This window comes from Bradyrhizobium sp. UFLA05-125, assembly GCF_059803515.1.
The window spans coordinates 112,955-130,167 of record NZ_JBANBJ010000009.1 but is presented as its reverse complement, the minus strand read 5'-3'; the positions used below and the strand labels follow the sequence as shown (position 1 = coordinate 130,167).

General features: G+C 62.1%; 16 protein-coding genes. 8 read left to right on the top strand and 8 right to left on the bottom strand.

What is annotated here, in order from left to right:
* Positions 1-900 (top strand): RNA polymerase sigma factor RpoH, encoded by a 900-nt coding sequence (rpoH, locus tag SO156_RS12235; RefSeq protein WP_458146499.1) that lies wholly within the window; start codon positions 1-3, stop codon positions 898-900.
* Positions 901-1,551: 651 nt separating this feature from the next.
* A complete protein-coding gene (locus tag SO156_RS12230; protein ID WP_458146500.1) occupies positions 1,552-1,899 on the top strand; it encodes a hypothetical protein in 348 nt (115 codons plus the stop codon).
* A 131-nt stretch (positions 1,900-2,030) separates the two neighbouring features.
* On the opposite strand, the gene SO156_RS12225 is transcribed toward SO156_RS12230, so the two are convergent.
* From SO156_RS12225 to SO156_RS12210, 4 genes are all read right to left on the bottom strand, one after another.
* Positions 2,031-2,654 carry a peptidoglycan recognition protein family protein gene (locus SO156_RS12225; RefSeq protein WP_498534940.1) on the bottom strand — a complete coding sequence of 208 codons (624 nt, stop codon included), beginning with the start codon at positions 2,652-2,654 and terminating at the stop codon, positions 2,031-2,033.
* A gap of 39 nt (positions 2,655-2,693) precedes the next feature.
* A complete protein-coding gene (locus SO156_RS12220) occupies positions 2,694-3,914 on the bottom strand; it encodes a GGDEF domain-containing protein (protein WP_458146502.1) in 1,221 nt (406 codons plus the stop codon).
* Positions 3,915-4,533: 619 nt separating this feature from the next.
* On the bottom strand, positions 4,534-5,145 hold the full coding sequence (locus SO156_RS12215; RefSeq protein WP_498534939.1) for a LysE family translocator: 612 nt from the start codon (positions 5,143-5,145) through the stop codon (positions 4,534-4,536).
* Positions 5,146-5,198: 53 nt separating this feature from the next.
* A complete protein-coding gene (locus tag SO156_RS12210; protein WP_458146504.1) occupies positions 5,199-5,573 on the bottom strand; it encodes a response regulator in 375 nt (124 codons plus the stop codon).
* 127 nt (positions 5,574-5,700) lie between these two features.
* On the opposite strand from SO156_RS12210, the gene SO156_RS12205 reads away from it, so the two are divergent.
* On the top strand, positions 5,701-6,531 hold the full coding sequence (locus SO156_RS12205; protein ID WP_498534938.1) for an SDR family NAD(P)-dependent oxidoreductase: 831 nt from the start codon (positions 5,701-5,703) through the stop codon (positions 6,529-6,531).
* A 281-nt stretch (positions 6,532-6,812) separates the two neighbouring features.
* Here SO156_RS12205 and SO156_RS12200 read toward each other — a convergent pair whose 3' ends face one another.
* Complete coding sequence (locus tag SO156_RS12200; RefSeq protein WP_458146506.1) at positions 6,813-7,619, bottom strand: lytic murein transglycosylase; 807 nt, start codon at positions 7,617-7,619, stop codon at positions 6,813-6,815.
* A 159-nt stretch (positions 7,620-7,778) separates the two neighbouring features.
* On the opposite strand from SO156_RS12200, the gene SO156_RS12195 reads away from it, so the two are divergent.
* From SO156_RS12195 to SO156_RS12185, 3 genes are all read left to right on the top strand, one after another.
* Positions 7,779-8,723 (top strand): OmpA family protein, encoded by a 945-nt coding sequence (locus SO156_RS12195; protein ID WP_498534937.1) that lies wholly within the window; start codon positions 7,779-7,781, stop codon positions 8,721-8,723.
* 202 nt (positions 8,724-8,925) lie between these two features.
* A complete protein-coding gene (locus tag SO156_RS12190) occupies positions 8,926-9,267 on the top strand; it encodes a hypothetical protein (RefSeq protein WP_498534936.1) in 342 nt (113 codons plus the stop codon).
* A 514-nt stretch (positions 9,268-9,781) separates the two neighbouring features.
* Entirely contained in the window at positions 9,782-10,018 is a 237-nt protein-coding gene (locus SO156_RS12185; RefSeq protein ID WP_458146509.1) for a hypothetical protein, read from the top strand.
* An 18-nt stretch (positions 10,019-10,036) separates the two neighbouring features.
* On the opposite strand, the gene SO156_RS12180 is transcribed toward SO156_RS12185, so the two are convergent.
* Positions 10,037-10,417 (bottom strand): thiol-disulfide oxidoreductase DCC family protein, encoded by a 381-nt coding sequence (locus SO156_RS12180; protein ID WP_498534935.1) that lies wholly within the window; start codon positions 10,415-10,417, stop codon positions 10,037-10,039.
* 154 nt (positions 10,418-10,571) lie between these two features.
* Between SO156_RS12180 and SO156_RS12175 the strand changes: the two genes are divergently transcribed.
* Both SO156_RS12175 and tcmP read left to right on the top strand, forming a co-directional pair.
* Positions 10,572-11,324 (top strand): DUF5131 family protein, encoded by a 753-nt coding sequence (locus SO156_RS12175; RefSeq protein WP_498534934.1) that lies wholly within the window; start codon positions 10,572-10,574, stop codon positions 11,322-11,324.
* A gap of 12 nt (positions 11,325-11,336) precedes the next feature.
* Positions 11,337-12,485 (top strand): three-Cys-motif partner protein TcmP, encoded by a 1,149-nt coding sequence (tcmP, locus tag SO156_RS12170; protein WP_498534933.1) that lies wholly within the window; start codon positions 11,337-11,339, stop codon positions 12,483-12,485.
* 63 nt (positions 12,486-12,548) lie between these two features.
* Here tcmP and rpoD read toward each other — a convergent pair whose 3' ends face one another.
* Positions 12,549-14,699: an RNA polymerase sigma factor RpoD gene (rpoD, locus tag SO156_RS12165; RefSeq protein WP_458146513.1), complete on the bottom strand. Its 2,151-nt coding sequence runs from the start codon at positions 14,697-14,699 to the stop codon at positions 12,549-12,551.
* A gap of 376 nt (positions 14,700-15,075) precedes the next feature.
* Positions 15,076-17,082 (bottom strand): DNA primase, encoded by a 2,007-nt coding sequence (dnaG, locus tag SO156_RS12160; protein WP_498534932.1) that lies wholly within the window; start codon positions 17,080-17,082, stop codon positions 15,076-15,078.
* Positions 17,083-17,213: the final 131 nt, after the last annotated feature.

The window sequence follows — 17,213 nt, the reverse complement described above, 5'->3', positions numbered from 1 at the left end:
ATGGCCCGCGCAGCCACGTTGCCGGTTCTGAATGGAGAATCCGGCCTTTCCCGTTACCTCGCCGAGATCCGCAAATTTCCCATGCTGGAACCCCAGCAGGAGTACATGCTCGCCAAGCGTTGGCGCGAGCATGACGATCGGGACGCGGCGCATCAACTCGTCACCAGCCACCTCCGCCTCGTGGCCAAGATCGCCATGGGCTACCGCGGCTACGGCCTGCCGATCTCCGAGGTCGTCTCGGAAGGCAATGTCGGCCTGATGCAGGCTGTGAAGCGATTCGAGCCCGAGAAGGGCTTCCGTCTCGCCACCTACGCCATGTGGTGGATCAAGGCGTCGATTCAAGAGTACATCCTGCGTTCGTGGTCGCTCGTGAAGATGGGCACCACCGCGAACCAGAAAAAGCTGTTCTTCAACCTGCGCAAGGCGAAGAGCAAGATTTCAGCGCTGGACGAGGGTGATCTGCATCCCGACCAGGTGAAGCTGATCGCAAGCCGCCTCGGCGTCACCGATCAGGACGTCATCGACATGAACCGCCGTCTCGGCGGCGACGCGTCGCTGAACGCACCGATCCGCGACGACGGCGAGGCCGGCGAATGGCAGGACTGGCTGGTCGATACCTCGCCCAACCAGGAAGCCTTGATGGCCGAGCACGAGGAATACGATCATCGCCGTGACGCCCTGCATGGCGCCATGGGCGTGCTCAACCCGCGTGAACGTCGCATCTTCGAGGCGCGGCGCCTTGCGGACGAGCCGATGACGCTGGAAGACCTCGCAGCCGAGTTCGGCGTGTCGCGCGAGCGCGTCCGCCAGATCGAGGTCCGCGCCTTCGAGAAGGTGCAGGCCGCGGTCAAGGGCACGATCGCGAAGCAGGAACAAGCAGCGCTGGAAGCCGCGCACTAAGCGCGAGATTTTCCAGCGCCAACAATTGGCGGATCGAAGAGACTGAAAAGCCGGCGGCAACGCCGGCTTTTTTGTTTGCCGGAACGCAACCAACCTCGCGGTGTCATGCCCCGGCTTGACCGGGGCATCAGTACGCCGCGGCTTGTCGATTGGACCACGACCGTCTCGGCGTACTGGAATCGCCCGGTCAAGCCGGGCGATGACAGCGGTGATTGCGATCAATAAGACGCGCGAAACTATTGCGCGAGCGTGTCCGCAATTCGAGCAAACGCTCCGGAGCTCGACGAGAATCGAGAACGGCGATAGTCGAGCGAGGAGACGTCGAGAGCGTGATGAACGCTCTCCAGTCAATCATTCCCAATCAACCACGCTTGTCGCAGGACGTTTGCTGGTGTATGTGCTGCGGCCCCCGGCGCGATATCGCGCCCTTTTTGTTCAAAGCTCTCGAGGGAGGCGGCATGAAATGTAGATCGACACGTTCTGACCACCGCCGCCCATTGGTGATCGGCAATCGGTCATGAGCTGAACGCCGCTTCGCGGCTGTTCTTTCATTCATCTTTCCGGCTACGAGGGGCGTGACGCAACACGGCGTCGCGCCGTGTTGTCATGTATTTGCGGTTCGTTACACCGCTCATCCACCCGCACAGCCGCGTGGAGAGCGGCTTCTTTCGTGCGTCCTGGTATATCCACCGGAACAACTGTCCCGATTGGATTCGGCAGGAGCTATCGGATCAGTTCACCTGGTTCGCACAGCATCTGCCGATCCCCGGGCGCATCGCGCGGCACTTCAAGCGGCGCGATTCGATTTGGGGCATTTGCTGGTTCGATCCTCAAGCCCGCGAGGCCGTCAGCCGCGCGCGTTACTGTGCTTGGCTGCTTGAGGAGGGTGGCCTGCCGGTGCGCACGATCACAACCTTGCGCCAGCGCGAAGTGATCTGGCGCGATGCGCACCAGATCGTCACGAAGCCTTCCGCCGATCTTCCCAAGGCATTCCCCTGAGCATGGGAAGCCCGGTGGGCTTAGGATGACGATGAAAATCGATAGCGGTCGCTCTTCATTGGCGATCCGGCCCCGGCGGTTTCGGCCGCCGGTTGCCCGGACGCGCCTGGTGCGGAGGAATCCGATGCGCCCTACTCGCCCCACTCCCTTGCGAGGGTCGCGAGCCAGCAGCCTTCGCAATAGCGGGCGTCCTTGAAGTCGATCCAGTTGTGCGCATAGACGTGGTCGAGCGGGATGGCGTAGCGCGCCCGAAGGACGGCAACGAGGATGCGCCATGCCGCAACCTGCGCATCGGTCGGCCCCGTCGTCACATCCGGAAAATTGCCGGCGAACTCGACACCGATCGAATTGTCGCGCACGACCTGATGATAAGTCGCGGAGTTGTCGATGAAGGCGTTGTCGTTGCGATTGGCGCCATCGCCATGGGTCGGTACGAGGTTCTCGGGGACGGCCCAATAGATCGTGCCGTCGGTCTCGACCCAGACCGTGACACCGCGTCGCGTCGGGTTCTTCGATTGTGCCAGCGCCCCCATGCGGGCCGATCCCGCCGGCCCCTCGGTCTGGTGCACGATGATGTTGTGCCAGGCGTGGGCCGCAGTGATGTCGCCCCAGGGCGCGAGCCAGACCATGTTCAGACCGGGAATCGTCGGCGTGCCCGACGCGCGCGCCAGTCTGGCGAGGTCGGGATCGGTTGCCGCGGCCGGGGCGAGGAGTGCAAACGCGGCGAGCAGCGCCGCGAGAAGGCGGTAATGCATGAGGTAGAATGGTCCGTTACACCTCCGCCTTAACATAGGTCAGGCGAACTTGCGTGCCACTTCGGTCGGCAGGTGCGGCAGGTCCGGCTGTAGCGGTGGCGCGCCATCGTAGATAGCGAAATCGTTCTTGCCGCTTTTCTTGGCGGCATAGAGCGCATGGTCGGCGTTCGCCATCAGGCGGTCGGGAAATTGACCGATGCCGCGCTCCCACTGCGCGATACCGATCGAGACCGCGATCGGAATGTCGCCTCCTGAGCAGGTTTGTGCATCCCTGCGGCAGACGTCCAGCACGCGGCGGGCAATCAGCGCGCCCTCGGTCTGGGTCGACGACGGCAGCACGATGCAGAACTCGTCGCCGCCGGTGCGGGCGAGCATGTCGCCGGGTCTGAGGCGCGTCTGCGCCATCAGAGTGAAATGCTGCAGGCAGGCATCGCCCGCCGCATGTCCATGGGTATCGTTGATGGCCTTGAAGCCGTCGAGATCGATGATCAGCAGCGAGAACGGCTTGCCGCTCCGCTCCGAGCGGGCGCACTCCTCGGTGAGGCGCTGCAACAGGTGCCGACGGTTGGCGACGCCCGTGAGGTCGTCGAGCAGCGCGAGATCGGCGACCTCATTGCGCAGGCGCTCGATCGCCATCAACAGGCAGCCGAAATTCCAGGCCATCGCCAGAAACACCAGCACGAGGATCAGGGCTGCCTGCAATCCGTTGAAATTGATCGCGGTGATGGCTCCGCCAAAGCCGAGCAGCGCGGCGACGGAGCGGATCAGATGCGCAGACAGCAGCATGAAGGCGACGATCGCGGCGAGCCGCGCGCCGGGATTTTCGCGGCCGTCCTGCTTGCCGAGGAGGAGCGGCAGCACCATCACGATCGGCGTCGATTGTCCCAGCGAATAAATCAGGACGCGCGCGGGCATGTAGTCGATCACGACCAGGAACCCGGCGAGGCCGACCGTGGTCAGCAGCGAGACGGCAATTCCCGTACTCCAGGATAACGGCTTGTTGTAGAACCGCGTCACGCCCATGCAAGCGAGCCAGGACGAGAAGATCATCAGCCCGCCGCCGGCAATCAGCGGAAAGCGCGGATCCATCACGCCGCGTAGCATGGTGATGCCGGCACCGACCGCTGCCAGCACCGCAGACGCCGTCCAGAACCGTGCCGCCTCGAACTTGGGATAGGCGTTGGCGACGTAAGCCCAGATCAGGCCCAGCGCCAGGAAGTTGATGACGATGACGATCCAGAGTGTCGACACGCTCAGCATGGCGACCGCGCGACGTGCATCATCGCGCCCTCTCCGTTTGGCAACCGTCCGTCCATGACCATCCCCGTCTTGTTACGGAGGACAATGCGCGTGGCGCGCTTAACGGAGTCTCACCGCGATCTGCGAAAGCGCGCCTTTGGTTTTGGATTGATGAACGCCGCGCGCGCGTTGCCGGATCGTTAGCCATGTCGTGCGGGCGTCTGGCAGACACCGGCAAGGCGGATTCGCGGACGGAATCACCCATAAAAGCGTTTGATCTGTGGATAACGCAATGACAGCGGCGTGACAGCGCAGGGCAGGCGCCCGCGAATCTGCTGAGTTTAGTGTCGAGGATGTTGCGAGGCTGGCCCTCCGCCGAGCATCCCTCGTGTCGCGTTCCACCATTAACCCTTGAGAGGATACTATGGCTAAGAAAGCGAAGAAGGCGAAGAAGGCGAAGAAGGCCAAGAAGGCGAAGAAGAAGTAACGTTACTTCTTGTTCTGCCCGGGTGGAGCCTCGCTCCGCCCGGGCATCAGGTCCGGACGAGATGAAAAACGGCGGGCACAAGGCCCGCTTTTTTGTTGGCTAAGCGTCGACGGCCTCACTTTCTCTCCTCGCAGGCAAGGAGAGGTGAAGAGCCTACCGCTCCGCAAACGCCAGCCTCGCGCCGAGCACGGCAAAACCGGCGGCAAAGCTGCGGCGCAGCCAGGCCATGACGCGAGGGCGGGAAATGACGCGCTCGCGAACGGAGGCGGCAAACAGGCCGTAGACCACGAATACGGCAAATGTCATCGCCATGAAGACGCCGCTCAATTCCAGCATCCGCGCCAGCACATGGGCCTCATCGGTGGCAATGAACTGCGGCAAGAAGGCGAGGAAGAAGATCGAGAGCTTGGGATTGAGGATGTTGATCAAAAATCCAGTGACGATCACCCGCCAGCTCGAACGCTCCTTAATCCGCCCCTCCACCGCCAGCGCCCCGGTCTCGCGCAACGCCTGCCAGGACATGTAGAGCAGATACACCACCCCGCACCATTTCAGCGCCGCAAAGGCGAGCGCGCTGGTGTGGAGCACGGCCGCGAGCCCAAGCATCGCCGCCGTCATATGCGGCACGATGCCGAGCGTGCAGCCAAAGGCGGCAGCAACGCTCGCCCGCGAACCGCGTGTCAGGGCCGCAGCCAGCGTGTAGAGCACGCCGGTGCCCGGCGAAGCGATCACGATCAGGGATGTGAGCAGGAAGGGCCAGGTCATGGCCCGAGCTTATCACCGCGGCTGACGGCGACAATACGACGCCCGAACGGCCGTCAGGAGAGCTGAGCGATCTCGGCCTCGCGCAGCACGTCAAGGGGCGCCCAGGGTTTGGCCCAGAATTTTGCACCATGAGGCAAAGGCTGCGTCAGCGGCCGCCCCGAGGTGACGACGACGTCAAGTCCTGGGTTACGCTCCTTCGCGAGGCGGGCGACTTCAACCCCGTCGGTGCGGCCGGCGAGCTGCACGTCGGTCATCAGGAAACACAACGTGCCCGCGGCCACGTCGAGTACGTGCCGAGCATCCTCGCCGTTTGCGCACTGAATGACGTGATAGCCGCTCTCCTCCAAGAGAAGGCTGAGCATCTCGCGCTGCATGGCGTCATCCTCGACAATCAGCGCGACCGCACGAAATGGCCGGGCCTGTCCCATAGGCTGCTCCTGATATTGCTGGTCGTGGGTCTCAACTATCGTAGGTTAAAAAAGGAACCGCGAATTGGTTCGGCTCCGGACCAAATATTGTAAGCAGGTTCCCTTCTTTGAACCCATGGAGTCACACATGACTGCGATCCGCGGCGCCGCCGCCATCACGGGAGCTGCGAGCGGCATCGGCCGCGCGCTGGTGATCGAGTTCTGCGAGCGCGGCTGCGATCTCGCGCTCGCCGACCGCGACGAGGCCGGACTGACGACGCTGGCGGCCGAGATCGGCGGCAGAAGCAGGGTCAGCGTGCATCGCGTCGATGTCGCAGAGCCGAGCGAGATCGCGCGGTTCGCAGCCGAGGCGGTTGCCGCGCACCCCGATCTCAACATCCTCGTCAACAATGCCGGCGTCGCGCTGCTGGGCTCGTTCGAGGAGATCGATCAGGCGCAGATGGAGTGGCTGTTCAACATCAATTTCTGGGGCGTGGTGCATGGCACGCGCGCCTTCCTGCCGCATCTGAAAACGCGGGACGCGGCGCATATCGTCAACATTTCCTCCAGCTTCGGCATCATCGCCCCGCCGGGGCAATCCGCCTACGCGGCGTCGAAGTTCGCGGTGCGCGGCTTTTCGGAGAGCCTGCGTCATGAGCTTCAGGTCGCCGGAGGTCCGGTGAAGCTGTCGGTGGTGCACCCCGGTGGCATCGCCACCAATATCGTCCGCAATTCGCGCACCGGTGTCGGCGTCACCGACAACGCCCGCCGCGTGCAGTCGATCGAGTGGTTCGAGAATGCAGCGAAGACGACGCCAAGAGCCGCGGCCCTGCGCATCATCAAGGGCATCGAGCGCAACGAGCCGCGCATCCTGATCGGCAACGACGCCCGCTTCATGGATCTGCTCCAGCGCTTTCGGCCGGCGAGGTATTGGAAGCCGTTGCAGCGAAGGCTGGAGAAGATGGCGCAGGGGAAGTGAGGATGATGGGCGCCACATAGTGCCACATATGTATCGCTGTCATTCCCCGCTAAAGCGGGGAATCCAGTACGCCGCGACCTCTCCGTATCCCCTCACCGCCTCTGCAATACTGGATCACCCGATTTCGCGGGTGATGACAGTTGGGCTGTGGATGGCACTTGCCACAAGCTCGTCATTGCGAGGAGCGAAGCGACGAAGCAATCCAGATTATCTCCGTGGAAAGATTCTGGATTGCTTCGCTGCGCGCGCAACGACGGTGGTCGAGGCGTTCTCCACTCCCCTCACTGCCCCATCAGCCGATCGGCAAAATAACCGATGGTCTTGCGATAAATCAGCGCCCTGTTCCACTCCCGCATGGCTTCGAAATTGGCGGTGCCTTCGCCATAGGGCTGGCCCATCTTGAAGCCGTTGGTGTGCAAGAGGTTCGCAGTCGAGGCGAGCACGTCGGCGGCGCTGTGGCGCAGGTCGACGCGGCCGTCGCCGTCGAAATCGACGCCGTACTTGATGTAGGAGGACGGCAGGAACTGCGTCTGCCCGATCTCGCCGGCATAGGCGCCGATCAGGTCGCGCAGCGGCAGGTCGCCACGCTGCACGATCTTCAAGGCGGCGAGCAGCTCGCCCTGGAACAGCTCGGTGCGGCGGCAGTCGTGGGCCAGCGTCGCGAGCGTTCGGATCACCGGCAGCTTGCCCATGTCGCCCTTGCCGAAATCGCTCTCCAGCCCCCAGATCGCGACAAGGATCTGCCTGGGCACGCCGAATTGCTGCTCGATGCGCGAGAGCAGCGCGGCGTGGCGCTGGAGCAGCGCGCGGCCGCCATTGATGCGGCCGGGACCGACGCGGGTCGAGACATACTGCTCGAACGTCTTGTTGAAGGTGTAGCGCTGGCGCCGGTCGAAGGCGAGCACCGCGCCGTCCTGGGTCAGCCCACTGAACGCCGCGCTGGTCACGCTCGGCGAAACTCCGGCCGCCTGCGCTTCCGACGCCATACTGGCGACGAACGAATTAAAGTCGCCGCCGCAACGGGCGGCCTCGGCCGAACCGCTCGCCAAAAGACCGACGAACGCGACGGCCAGACCCAATCTCAGCATGTCAGAAATCCCTCAAAATCTCGCGCAGAGCACGCGAGCGATCATGCCCGGGAACGCCACCACCGTCAAAGTGGTGCGGCTGACCAACAGAACCGGCGAGGCAGCAGGCGAGACTAATGTCCTGCGTCCCTGTTTTCTCCCAACCGAAAGAGAGTGCCGATGCCCGCGCCGCGCCACATCCTCGGATCGCTTGCCCTTGCCGTCCTCCTCTCGTTTCACGCGTTCACCGAGGCTTCAGCACAGACACGCGACGTCGCAAGTGCCCGGGACTATCCCGGCATCGGGCGATTCGCCGGCAGCGTGATCACGGGATATGTAACCAAGGATTTCGACGCGACGCGGATGCAGGCCGCGGCCTTCAGGGACGGCCAGCCCACCGACGCGCGGCGCCTGGAAGGCCGCATCGTCCGCATCGCCTATCGCACCAATCCCGGCCCCTCAATCCTGGAAGTGTCCCGAAATTTCGAGACGCAACTTGCAAAGGCCGGCTTCGAGACCCTGCTCGCCTGCGACACGGATGCCTGCGGCGCCATTCCATTTACGGAAAGCATCGACACGCTGCCCGTCCCGCAGATGTGGGTCGACGGCTTCAACTACCACTACTATGCAGGACGCAAGACCGATGGCGGCCATCAGACCTATGCCAGCGTCATCGTCAGCCAGAACAACCAGGAGATCTATGCACAGCTCATCGTTGCCGAGCTCGGCGCAATCGAGAACAAGATGGTGGATGCCGCCGCGATGGCGAAAGGCCTCGGCGAGGCCGGACACATCGCGCTCTACGGCATCTATTTCGATACCGACAAGGCCGTGCTCAAGCCGGAGAGCCGGCCGACGCTGGAGCAGATCGCAAAGCTGCTGACAAGCCAGCCGCAGCTCAACGTCTTCATTGTCGGCCATACCGACAGCCAGGGTGCCTACGACTACAATCTAGATCTGTCACGCCGCCGCGCCGAAGCGGTCGCGGCCGAGCTCGCAAAGAGTTTTCACATCGCGCAGACCCGCCTGCGGACAGCCGGCGTCGGACTACTTGCGCCGGTCGGCTCCAACGCAACGGACGCCGGCCGCACCCTCAATCGCCGCGTGGAGCTCGTGGCGCCGTGATGACCGACCAACTTTCTCGTCATTCCGGGGTGGCCTGAAGGGCCGCGCCCGGAATCCATCCGACCGCAGAGTCGGCAGCGATATGGATTCGGGGGCTCGCGCTGACCCCGGAATGACGAGATACGGGACCGGGCCGGTTACAGAATTGAAGCCTTGCGCACTGGTGCTATCTTCGATCCTCTGCTGCGTGCGAAGGTACGTCATGCCCGACGATCAGCAACATCCTCAACCAAAGCGCCTCACGCTCCTGCGTGTTCCCCTGTTCCGCCTGCTCGCCATCAATCTCGCGATCGGCGCCTGTGCCGCGACGCTGCTCGTCGGCGGGCTGCTGCTCATTAATCCCGCGCACTTGCGCGATCTCATCTTCGCCGACAGTTCGCCGGTCGTCGCGATTTTCCTCCTGCTCGGCTCCTTCCTCGTCACGTTCGGCTCGGCGGCGATGGGCAGCGCCATCATGGCGCAGGAACGCAAGGAAAATGACGGCGGAGGCGGCGGTCGAAAGCTGCACCTGGCGCCGCAGAAGCTGATCGACGAACCGCGTTAGCGCGCACGCGTCGTCGAATGGGCCAGTGACGTGCGATGGAACCGATGCAGTTCGCTGCTACCGCGTACAAATGCAGCGAGTTCCAATCGCGCCGCCGTGATCGGTATAGTTCGACCGGCCAAGCAAATCGTTCGAATCTCAAACGTAATGTGCGACGGCGATTAACTTATGTGTGTTGGCACGCTGCGACATCGCTCTGTCATAATTTTATCTTGCCAACACATCGATCAAGCGATAGAATTCTATCTTAAGTTGTCGTCCCTGCCAGCCCCGGGCGACGGTGAAGACCAAAAATAAACGGCGGGCTTTTCGGCCCGCCGTTTATTTGAGGGAGGGGTCGCACTAAAGGGCGCATGGGACCTTGCGAAGCGCCTTCCATCCTGCAAATAGATTTCGTCGATCGATTGCGCAACCGGTCCCGCGGCCACAAGCCTTGCCACCAAGGCCCCGCGCTGACCACCGGCAAATCGCAAAGCCATTTGACTATGGCGTCTTGATCGACGACAAGCCGCTCATGGCCAAAAAACCTGGAACCAATCCCAAAGGCGAATTCGCCTTCTTCAACGTCGTCTACGAAGACGATTCCCAACGCTCCAACCGCCGCGTGCCTGCCGAATTGCTCAGCGGCCTCGACGGCGACGATCCCGCACGCGGCTTCATCCTGGAGCAGGACCGCGAGATCGCCGAAAAGTCCGGCCGGCCGGCACTCGAGATCAAGCGGATCGAGCGGGTCGGGGCGAAGAAGAAATAGGCCGACAGAGGCTGGCGTTCACCAGCGCCCGCTCCGCTTGTTCCAGGCAAACAGCAGATCGGCAAAACGGTCATAGAAGAATCGCGTGAACGGCAGCGCCACGCGATTGCCCAGCAGGGCTGCAAGCCATCCTTCTCCCGGCGTCAGGCGCCACAGCGCGATCGCCACATCCGCACCGACGATGAGCCGGCCGGCCTCATCGGTCGCATGCAGGCGACGCCTGATGTCGTCGAGCGAAGCCCCAAAGTGCGCCAGCACATTGGGCTGCTCGTTGATGTCCCTGAACTCGACCTTGCCCGCGCGCACCGGCGCCAGCAGCTTGTTGCGCTGCCAGTCGATGCCGGCGTCACAGACGGGGCAGCGGGTGTTGTACCAGACGGTGAGGTGAGGTCTCGGCATGAGCGGTTATAGCGAAGCAGAATTCAAAACTTAAATCGAGCGCATCAAACAAACTCGCGGCGCGCGGACAGTAGCGTTCACCAGAGGTGGTGCTGATTTTTGATACGTTGTTATTAACCTGGATTGCGTTCTCTTTTTTTTCTAAGGTGGATGGATGGCTGCCTCGACCCAGATTGAGTGGACTGACGCCACGTGGAATCCGGTCACTGGATGCACGAAGATTACTCGCGGCTGCGACCTCTGTTACGCGGAACGCTTTTCAGAACGGTTTAGAGGCGTGCCCGGTCATCCATTCGAATCCGGCTTTGATCTTCAGTTGCGTCCAGAACGACTAGAGCAACCACTCACTTGGCGACAGCCGCGCCGCATCTTCGTCAACTCCATGAGTGACCTCTTTCACAAGGAAATACCGAAGCCGTTCATCGATTCCGTCTTCAAGACGATGGAGGCCGCCGATTGGCATACATATCAGGTACTGACGAAACGTAGTTCGCTCGTGACGCGCTATCTCCTAAACCGATACCCCACGGGGAAAGCTCCTCCCCATATTTGGTTAGGTGTGTCCATCGAGGATGCGCAGAATGCTGTTCGACTAAAGCATCTCCGGGCCGCGCGCGCGTCAACGAAGTTCGTTTCATTCGAACCTCTGCTTGGTCCTGTCGGCAAACTTGACCTCAAAGGGATCGATTGGGTGATTGTGGGTGGTGAAAGCGGTCCACGCGCACGTCCAATGGCGGAGGAGTGGGCAATCGAGATTCGAGATCAATGCCGGACCGCGAAAGCCGCCTTCTTCTTCAAACAATGGGGCGGCACTCGACCGAAGTCTGGCGGGCGACTCCTGCGGGGCCGTGAATGGAATCAATACCCTCGAATTTCTCGAACCAGACTATTAGAGGCAGCAGAATAGAGAGGTTTAGTTGTGACCGACCCTTACTTCGGTCGCGAGCAGAGCAAGGCTAAGCATTTTATTTTGAAGAGCTACCTTCAGGCGCTCGCGTTTAAGGTATTGAATTTTTCTGACGTCACGTATGTCGACGGCTTTTCAGGTCCGTGGGAATCCCAGACCGAAGACTTTAGCGACTCGTCCTTCATGATTGCGATCCACGTTTTGAAGGACGCTCAAAGTCAAGTGCTGGCGCGAACCGGAAAAAGACGGCGGATTGGATGCTTCTTTTCCGAGAAGAATGCAAAGGCGTATTCTCTGCTAGAGAGCGCAGTTGCCAAATTTCATAAACCTGAGGACGGGTTTGAAATTAAAACTCACGAAGGAAAATTCGAGGATGCGGTTGACATCATTCGATCTTTCGTGGGCACATCCTTTCCTTTGATATTCATCGACCCCACTGGGTGGACTGGCTATCCATTCGGCAAGATCAGACCTTTATTTGCACGAGCCAAGTGCGAGGTGTTGATCAACTTCATGTACGACTTTATCAATCGATTTGCATATAGTGCGGACCGAGAAATCATTGACTCACTGGCTCCCATTCTGGGCGGGCCTGATTGGCCAAATTGTCTCGATCAAGATATTCCCCGCGGCCTCGCTGTTGAAAAGCTATTCCGCGACACGCTCGAAAACGCAGGAAATTTCGAATTTGTCGTATCCACGAAGATCGACAAGGCGACAGCCGAGCGCCCTCATTTCTTCATCGCATACGGAACCAAGAGCGCTGAAGGACTGAAGACGTTCCGTGACATTGAATACGACGCACTGCGAAGACACGCTAAAGATCGGGCGAATGCAATAGAAGCGAGAAGAGAAGAACGACTAAACGTTGCCGACTTGTTTGCCGGTCATCGAGCCGAATTGAGTGAAGCGACAGTGGAGGAGATTGTCGCCGAACAAAAGCGATTAGCCGCCGCCCGCATATCGGAGTTGCTTGCCCAACAAGGGGCGCTCAAATTTTCGCAAGTCGTCCCCGCCCTTCTCCAGCCGTTCATGTTGCGGAAGACAAACGTGAAGGACATTTGTGTCGACCTTGCCAAGGCCGGCCGAATTGAAAATGTATGGGGCAGCGGCAATCGAAAACCGCACGATGAAGATGTTATCCGGCTAAGCTCGCAGTAGTGACCCAAACAAGAAACGGCGGGCTTTCGCCCGCCGTTCTGGATGCCAAGAGTGGCCTTCCGATCAATTATCCAAAAAGCTCCGCAGCTTGCGGCTCCTTGACGGATGCTTCAGCTTGCGCAGCGCCTTGGCTTCGATCTGGCGGATGCGTTCGCGAGTGACCGAGAACTGCTGACCGACTTCTTCGAGCGTGTGGTCGGTGTTCATGCCGATACCGAAGCGCATGCGCAGCACGCGCTCTTCGCGCGGGGTGAGCGAGGCGAGCACGCGCGTGGTGGTCTCGCGCAGGTTCGACTGGATCGCGGCGTCGATGGGGAGGATCGCGTTCTTGTCCTCGATGAAATCGCCGAGGTGTGAATCCTCTTCATCACCGACGGGCGTTTCGAGCGACAAGGGCTCCTTGGCGATCTTGAGAACCTTGCGCACCTTCTCGAGCGGCATGCCGAGCTTCTCGGCGAGCTCTTCCGGGGTCGGCTCGCGGCCGATCTCGTTGAGCATCTGGCGCGAGGTGCGCACGATCTTGTTGATCGTCTCGATCATGTGCACGGGGATGCGGATGGTGCGCGCCTGGTCGGCGATCGAGCGGGTGATCGCCTGCCGGATCCACCACGTCGCATAGGTCGAGAACTTGTAGCCGCGGCGGTACTCGAACTTGTCGACCGCCTTCATCAGGCCGATGTTGCCTTCCTGGATCAGGTCGAGGAACTGAAGGCCGCGGTTGGTGTACTTCTTCGCGATCGAGATCACGAGACGCAGGTTGGCTTCCACCATCTCCTTCTTGGCCTGGCGGGCTTCGCGCTCGCCCTTCTGCACGGAGTGCACGATCTTGCGGAATTCGACGATCTCGAGACCCGTGAGCGCAGCGAGCTGATGAACCTCGTGGCGGAGGTCCTTGATGCGGTCCTTCTCGTGATGGACGAAGTTCTTCCAGCCCTTGGCCGAAAGCTTCGAGACCCGGTTGAGCCAACGCGGATCGAGCTCCGAGCCGGTGTAGTTGCGCAGGAAGTCCTCGCGCGCGACGCCGTGGCTGTCGGCAAGGCGCATCAGGCGGCCCTCGTGCGAGACGAGGCGCTTGTTGATGTCGTAGAGCTGCTCGACGAGGCTGTCGATACGCGCCTGGTTCAGGCGCAGCGACTTCACCTCGACGATGATCTCGTCCTTGAGCTTGCGATATTTGCGCTCCTGGTGCGGCGAGAGCGAGGGCCCATGCGAGGTGCTCTCGAGCTGGTTCTGGATGTCCTGCTCCTGAAGCTTGCGCAGCTTCTTGTAGCTTTCGGCGATCTTGTCGAAGATCTCGACGACCTTCGGCTTGAGCTCAGCCTCGATCGCCGCGAGCGACATCTGGTTCTCGAACTCATCGTCCTCGTCCATGTCGGCTTCGGCTGCGGCCTCGCCCGGATCCTTCTCGGCCTCGGTGCCATTGCCGCCGGCAGGCGCGGCACGGAATGGGGTCGGCGACGGCGGCGCGGCGGGTGGCGCGACGTGCGCGGGCGCAGCCGCGTTGGCTTCACCGCCCTCGGCGGGAGCTTCGCCGTTCTCCCCGGTGGGGCCGCCGATCATCGCGGTGTTCATGCCGCCCTTGGCATCCGGACCGGCATAGGTCGCTTCGAGATCGATGATGTCGCGGAGGAAAATCTTGCCTTCGTTGAGCTCGTCGCGCCAGATGATGATGGCCTGGAAGGTAAGCGGGCTTTCGCAGAGGCCCGCGATCATCGCCTCACGGCCGGCCTCGATGCGCTTGGCGATCGCGATTTCGCCTTCGCGGGACAGGAGCTCGACCGTGCCCATCTCGCGCAGATACATGCGCACGGGATCGTCGGTGCGCTCGCCGGGCTCGCTCTTCTTGACCTCGGTGACGGCCTTCTGGGTGACCTCGACGAGCTCGTTGTCGGTCTCGTCCTCGCCGCCCTCGTCCTTGTCGTCCTCGCCTTCGCTGTCGTCGGCTTCGGTGACGTTGATGCCCATGTCCGAGAGCATGGACATGATGTCCTCGATCTGCTCGGGCGAGGTCTGGTCGGACGGCAGGACTTCGTTGAGCTGATCAAAGGTCACGAAGCCGCGCTTCTTGGCCTGCTTGATCATCTTCTTCACTGCCGCATCGGACAGGTCGAGCAACGGCGAGGGCGCGTCCTGGGAATCCTTCTCCGGAGCGTCCGCTGCCTTGTCGTCCTTTTCCTTGTCCTTCGCCTGCAGCGTCTTTGCCTTGGTGGCCATCCATTGCTCCTAAACGCGCTTCATACAGGCGGCTCGCACGGCGCCTGCCTGAATTCACTGAACCTGTTTCGACGCTCTCGCTTCGTCAGCTCTCGACACGGAAAGGGCGGCGCAAACCTCTCTCGCCACCCCGGAACTTCTCTCGCCGGATTTGCCTAACGCTTCGTGAGCACCTTTGTCGCCGGCGAATGCAGGTAGAGTGCCAAACAGCGAATGCGCGGATTTATTCCTGACGCGTCTGTTATGCCTGCGGCCGCCTGTTGGCCAAAGTGCTACAAGACAGTTAAGCCTCGATTAACCCTGTTTTTGCCGCCAAACCATGGATTTGGCGAGTCTTTTTGCGGTTCCGGCCCCGGCCGTCCGCATGATTCTTTCATCACACGCTCTTCTGAAACCGGCCCGACAGCTCGCCAAAACCCTCAATCAGGGCCTCGGTACCGTCGACCTCGGCCATCCGAGCCTTGACGTCACGCAGCCACGCCAAATTGGCCTCGCTGGGGTCTTCCCCCAAGGCCAGCTCGGCGTCTTTCAGCTCCCTAAGTAGTGAATGCCACTGCCGATGCAAGGCGACGAGCTGATTCCAGGTCGCAAGAACGTCATCGCGCGCTGCGCCCTCGCGCGCCCCGAACACGGCCTGGGTCGTGATGGCGCGTTCAACCCTTTGAAGTAGAAGAGAAAATCCGCCTCGATCGAGGTCGGCGCGCATCTTCTCGGCCTGCTCGGAGGGGTCCGGGCTGTGATGATGGTCATTGGCGAAGGCGGCGATAATACCGGCACGGAGCTTGTGGGCCTCCGGGTGAGCGAGCTCCAGCGCCGCCACCTCCTCCAGATGGTCGTGCAGGAGCCAGGGGTGGTTGATAAGGCTTTGCAGGATCAGCGCTTCCCGGCGGGAGATGGCGCTGCGCTGTCCTCGCATGATCGGGCTTGCCGCGAGTTGCGGGCTCGCCGCCTGGTACGGGCCGGAGGGGAGCGAGGTGGGAATCGGGCCGCCGCGACGCCCCTGGCTGGCGAATCGATTCGCGCCGCCCCCGCCGCGGGGCTGGAAGGAGCGACCGGGTTGCGAGCGGAAATTGCCACGGCCGGCGAAGCTGCCGCGGCCGCCCCCTTCAGGCGCAAAGGTGCGCTGCAGGCGCTCGGCGAGATCCTGGCGGTAGTAGCGGCGCACGACCTCGTCGCGGATGCCGTTGCTGAGTTCGTTGATGCGTGCTTCCAGCGCGGCGCGGCGCTCGGGCGTGACAAAGCTGCCGCCTTCGAGCTCGCGCGACCAGATCACGTCCGCAAGCGGCCGCGCCGCCGCGATGACTTCCTCGACCGCGCCGCGGCCGCCGGAGCGCACGAGATCGTCGGGATCCTGCCCCTCCGGCAGCAGCGCGAAACGCAGGCTCTTTCCGGGCGCCAGGAACGGCAAGGCAAGGTCCGCAGCACGATAAGCCGCCTTCTGCCCAGCCTTGTCGCCGTCGAAGCAGAGGATCGGCTCGTCCGCCATCTTCCAGAGCAGCGCGAGCTGGCTTTCGGTCAGCGCGGTGCCGAGCGGCGCCACCGCGCCGGCAAAGCCCGCGGTGACCATGGCGATGACGTCGACATAGCCTTCGACCACGATCAGCGCCGCGCCGTCATGCGCTGCTTTCCGCGCGGTGGCGTGGTTGTAGAGATTGTCACCCTTGTGGAAGAGCGGTGTCTCGGGCGAGTTCAGGTATTTTGCCGGAACGTCCTTCTCGAGTGCCCGCCCGCCGAACGCTATGACGCGGCCACGCAAGTCCGTGATCGGAAACATCACGCGGTCGCGGAAGCGGTCGTAGGGCACGGGAATGTCGTTGCCCGCGACCAACAGGCCGGTCTCGATCATGTCTTCGACCGAGACGCCCTGCTTGCCGAGATGCTCTTTCAGCGCGAAGCGCTCGGGTGGCGGCGGCGCATAGCCGAGGCGGAACTGCAACTGCGTCGCAGGCGAGATGGCGCGATCAGCGAGATAGCCCCGCGCCTTGGCGCCCAGGCGCGAGGCCAGCGTCTCGGCAAAGAACTTTGCGGCGAGCACCATCACGTCATGCAGCGTGCGCCGACGCTGCTCGTGACGCGCCGCATCCGGGGTTGCCGCCGGCAGCGGCAGGCCCGCCATGTTGGCGAGCCGCTCGACGGCCTCGGCAAACGGCAGACCGTCGGTCTCCATCACGAAGTCGATGATGTCGCCATGCTTGCCGGAGGAGAAGTCGTGGTAAAAGCCCTTCTGGTCGTTGACGTAGAAGGACGGCGTCTTCTCCTGCTGGAACGGCGAGAGCCCCTTCCACTCCCGCCCCGCCTTCTTCAGCTTCACGCGCTTGCCCACGACTTCGGAGACCGAAAGCCGGGCACGCAGCTCGTCGAGGAATTGGGGCGTGAAGCGCATAAGGTGATTCTAGGCGTGAGTCGGGGCCTTGTGCCAGTCGGCTAGGCATATAGGGCTGGCTCACGGAAATACGCCGGTCGTAGGGTTTCTCCCGGTTATTCACAGGGGCTCTTCCATCACGTCGCGCTTGA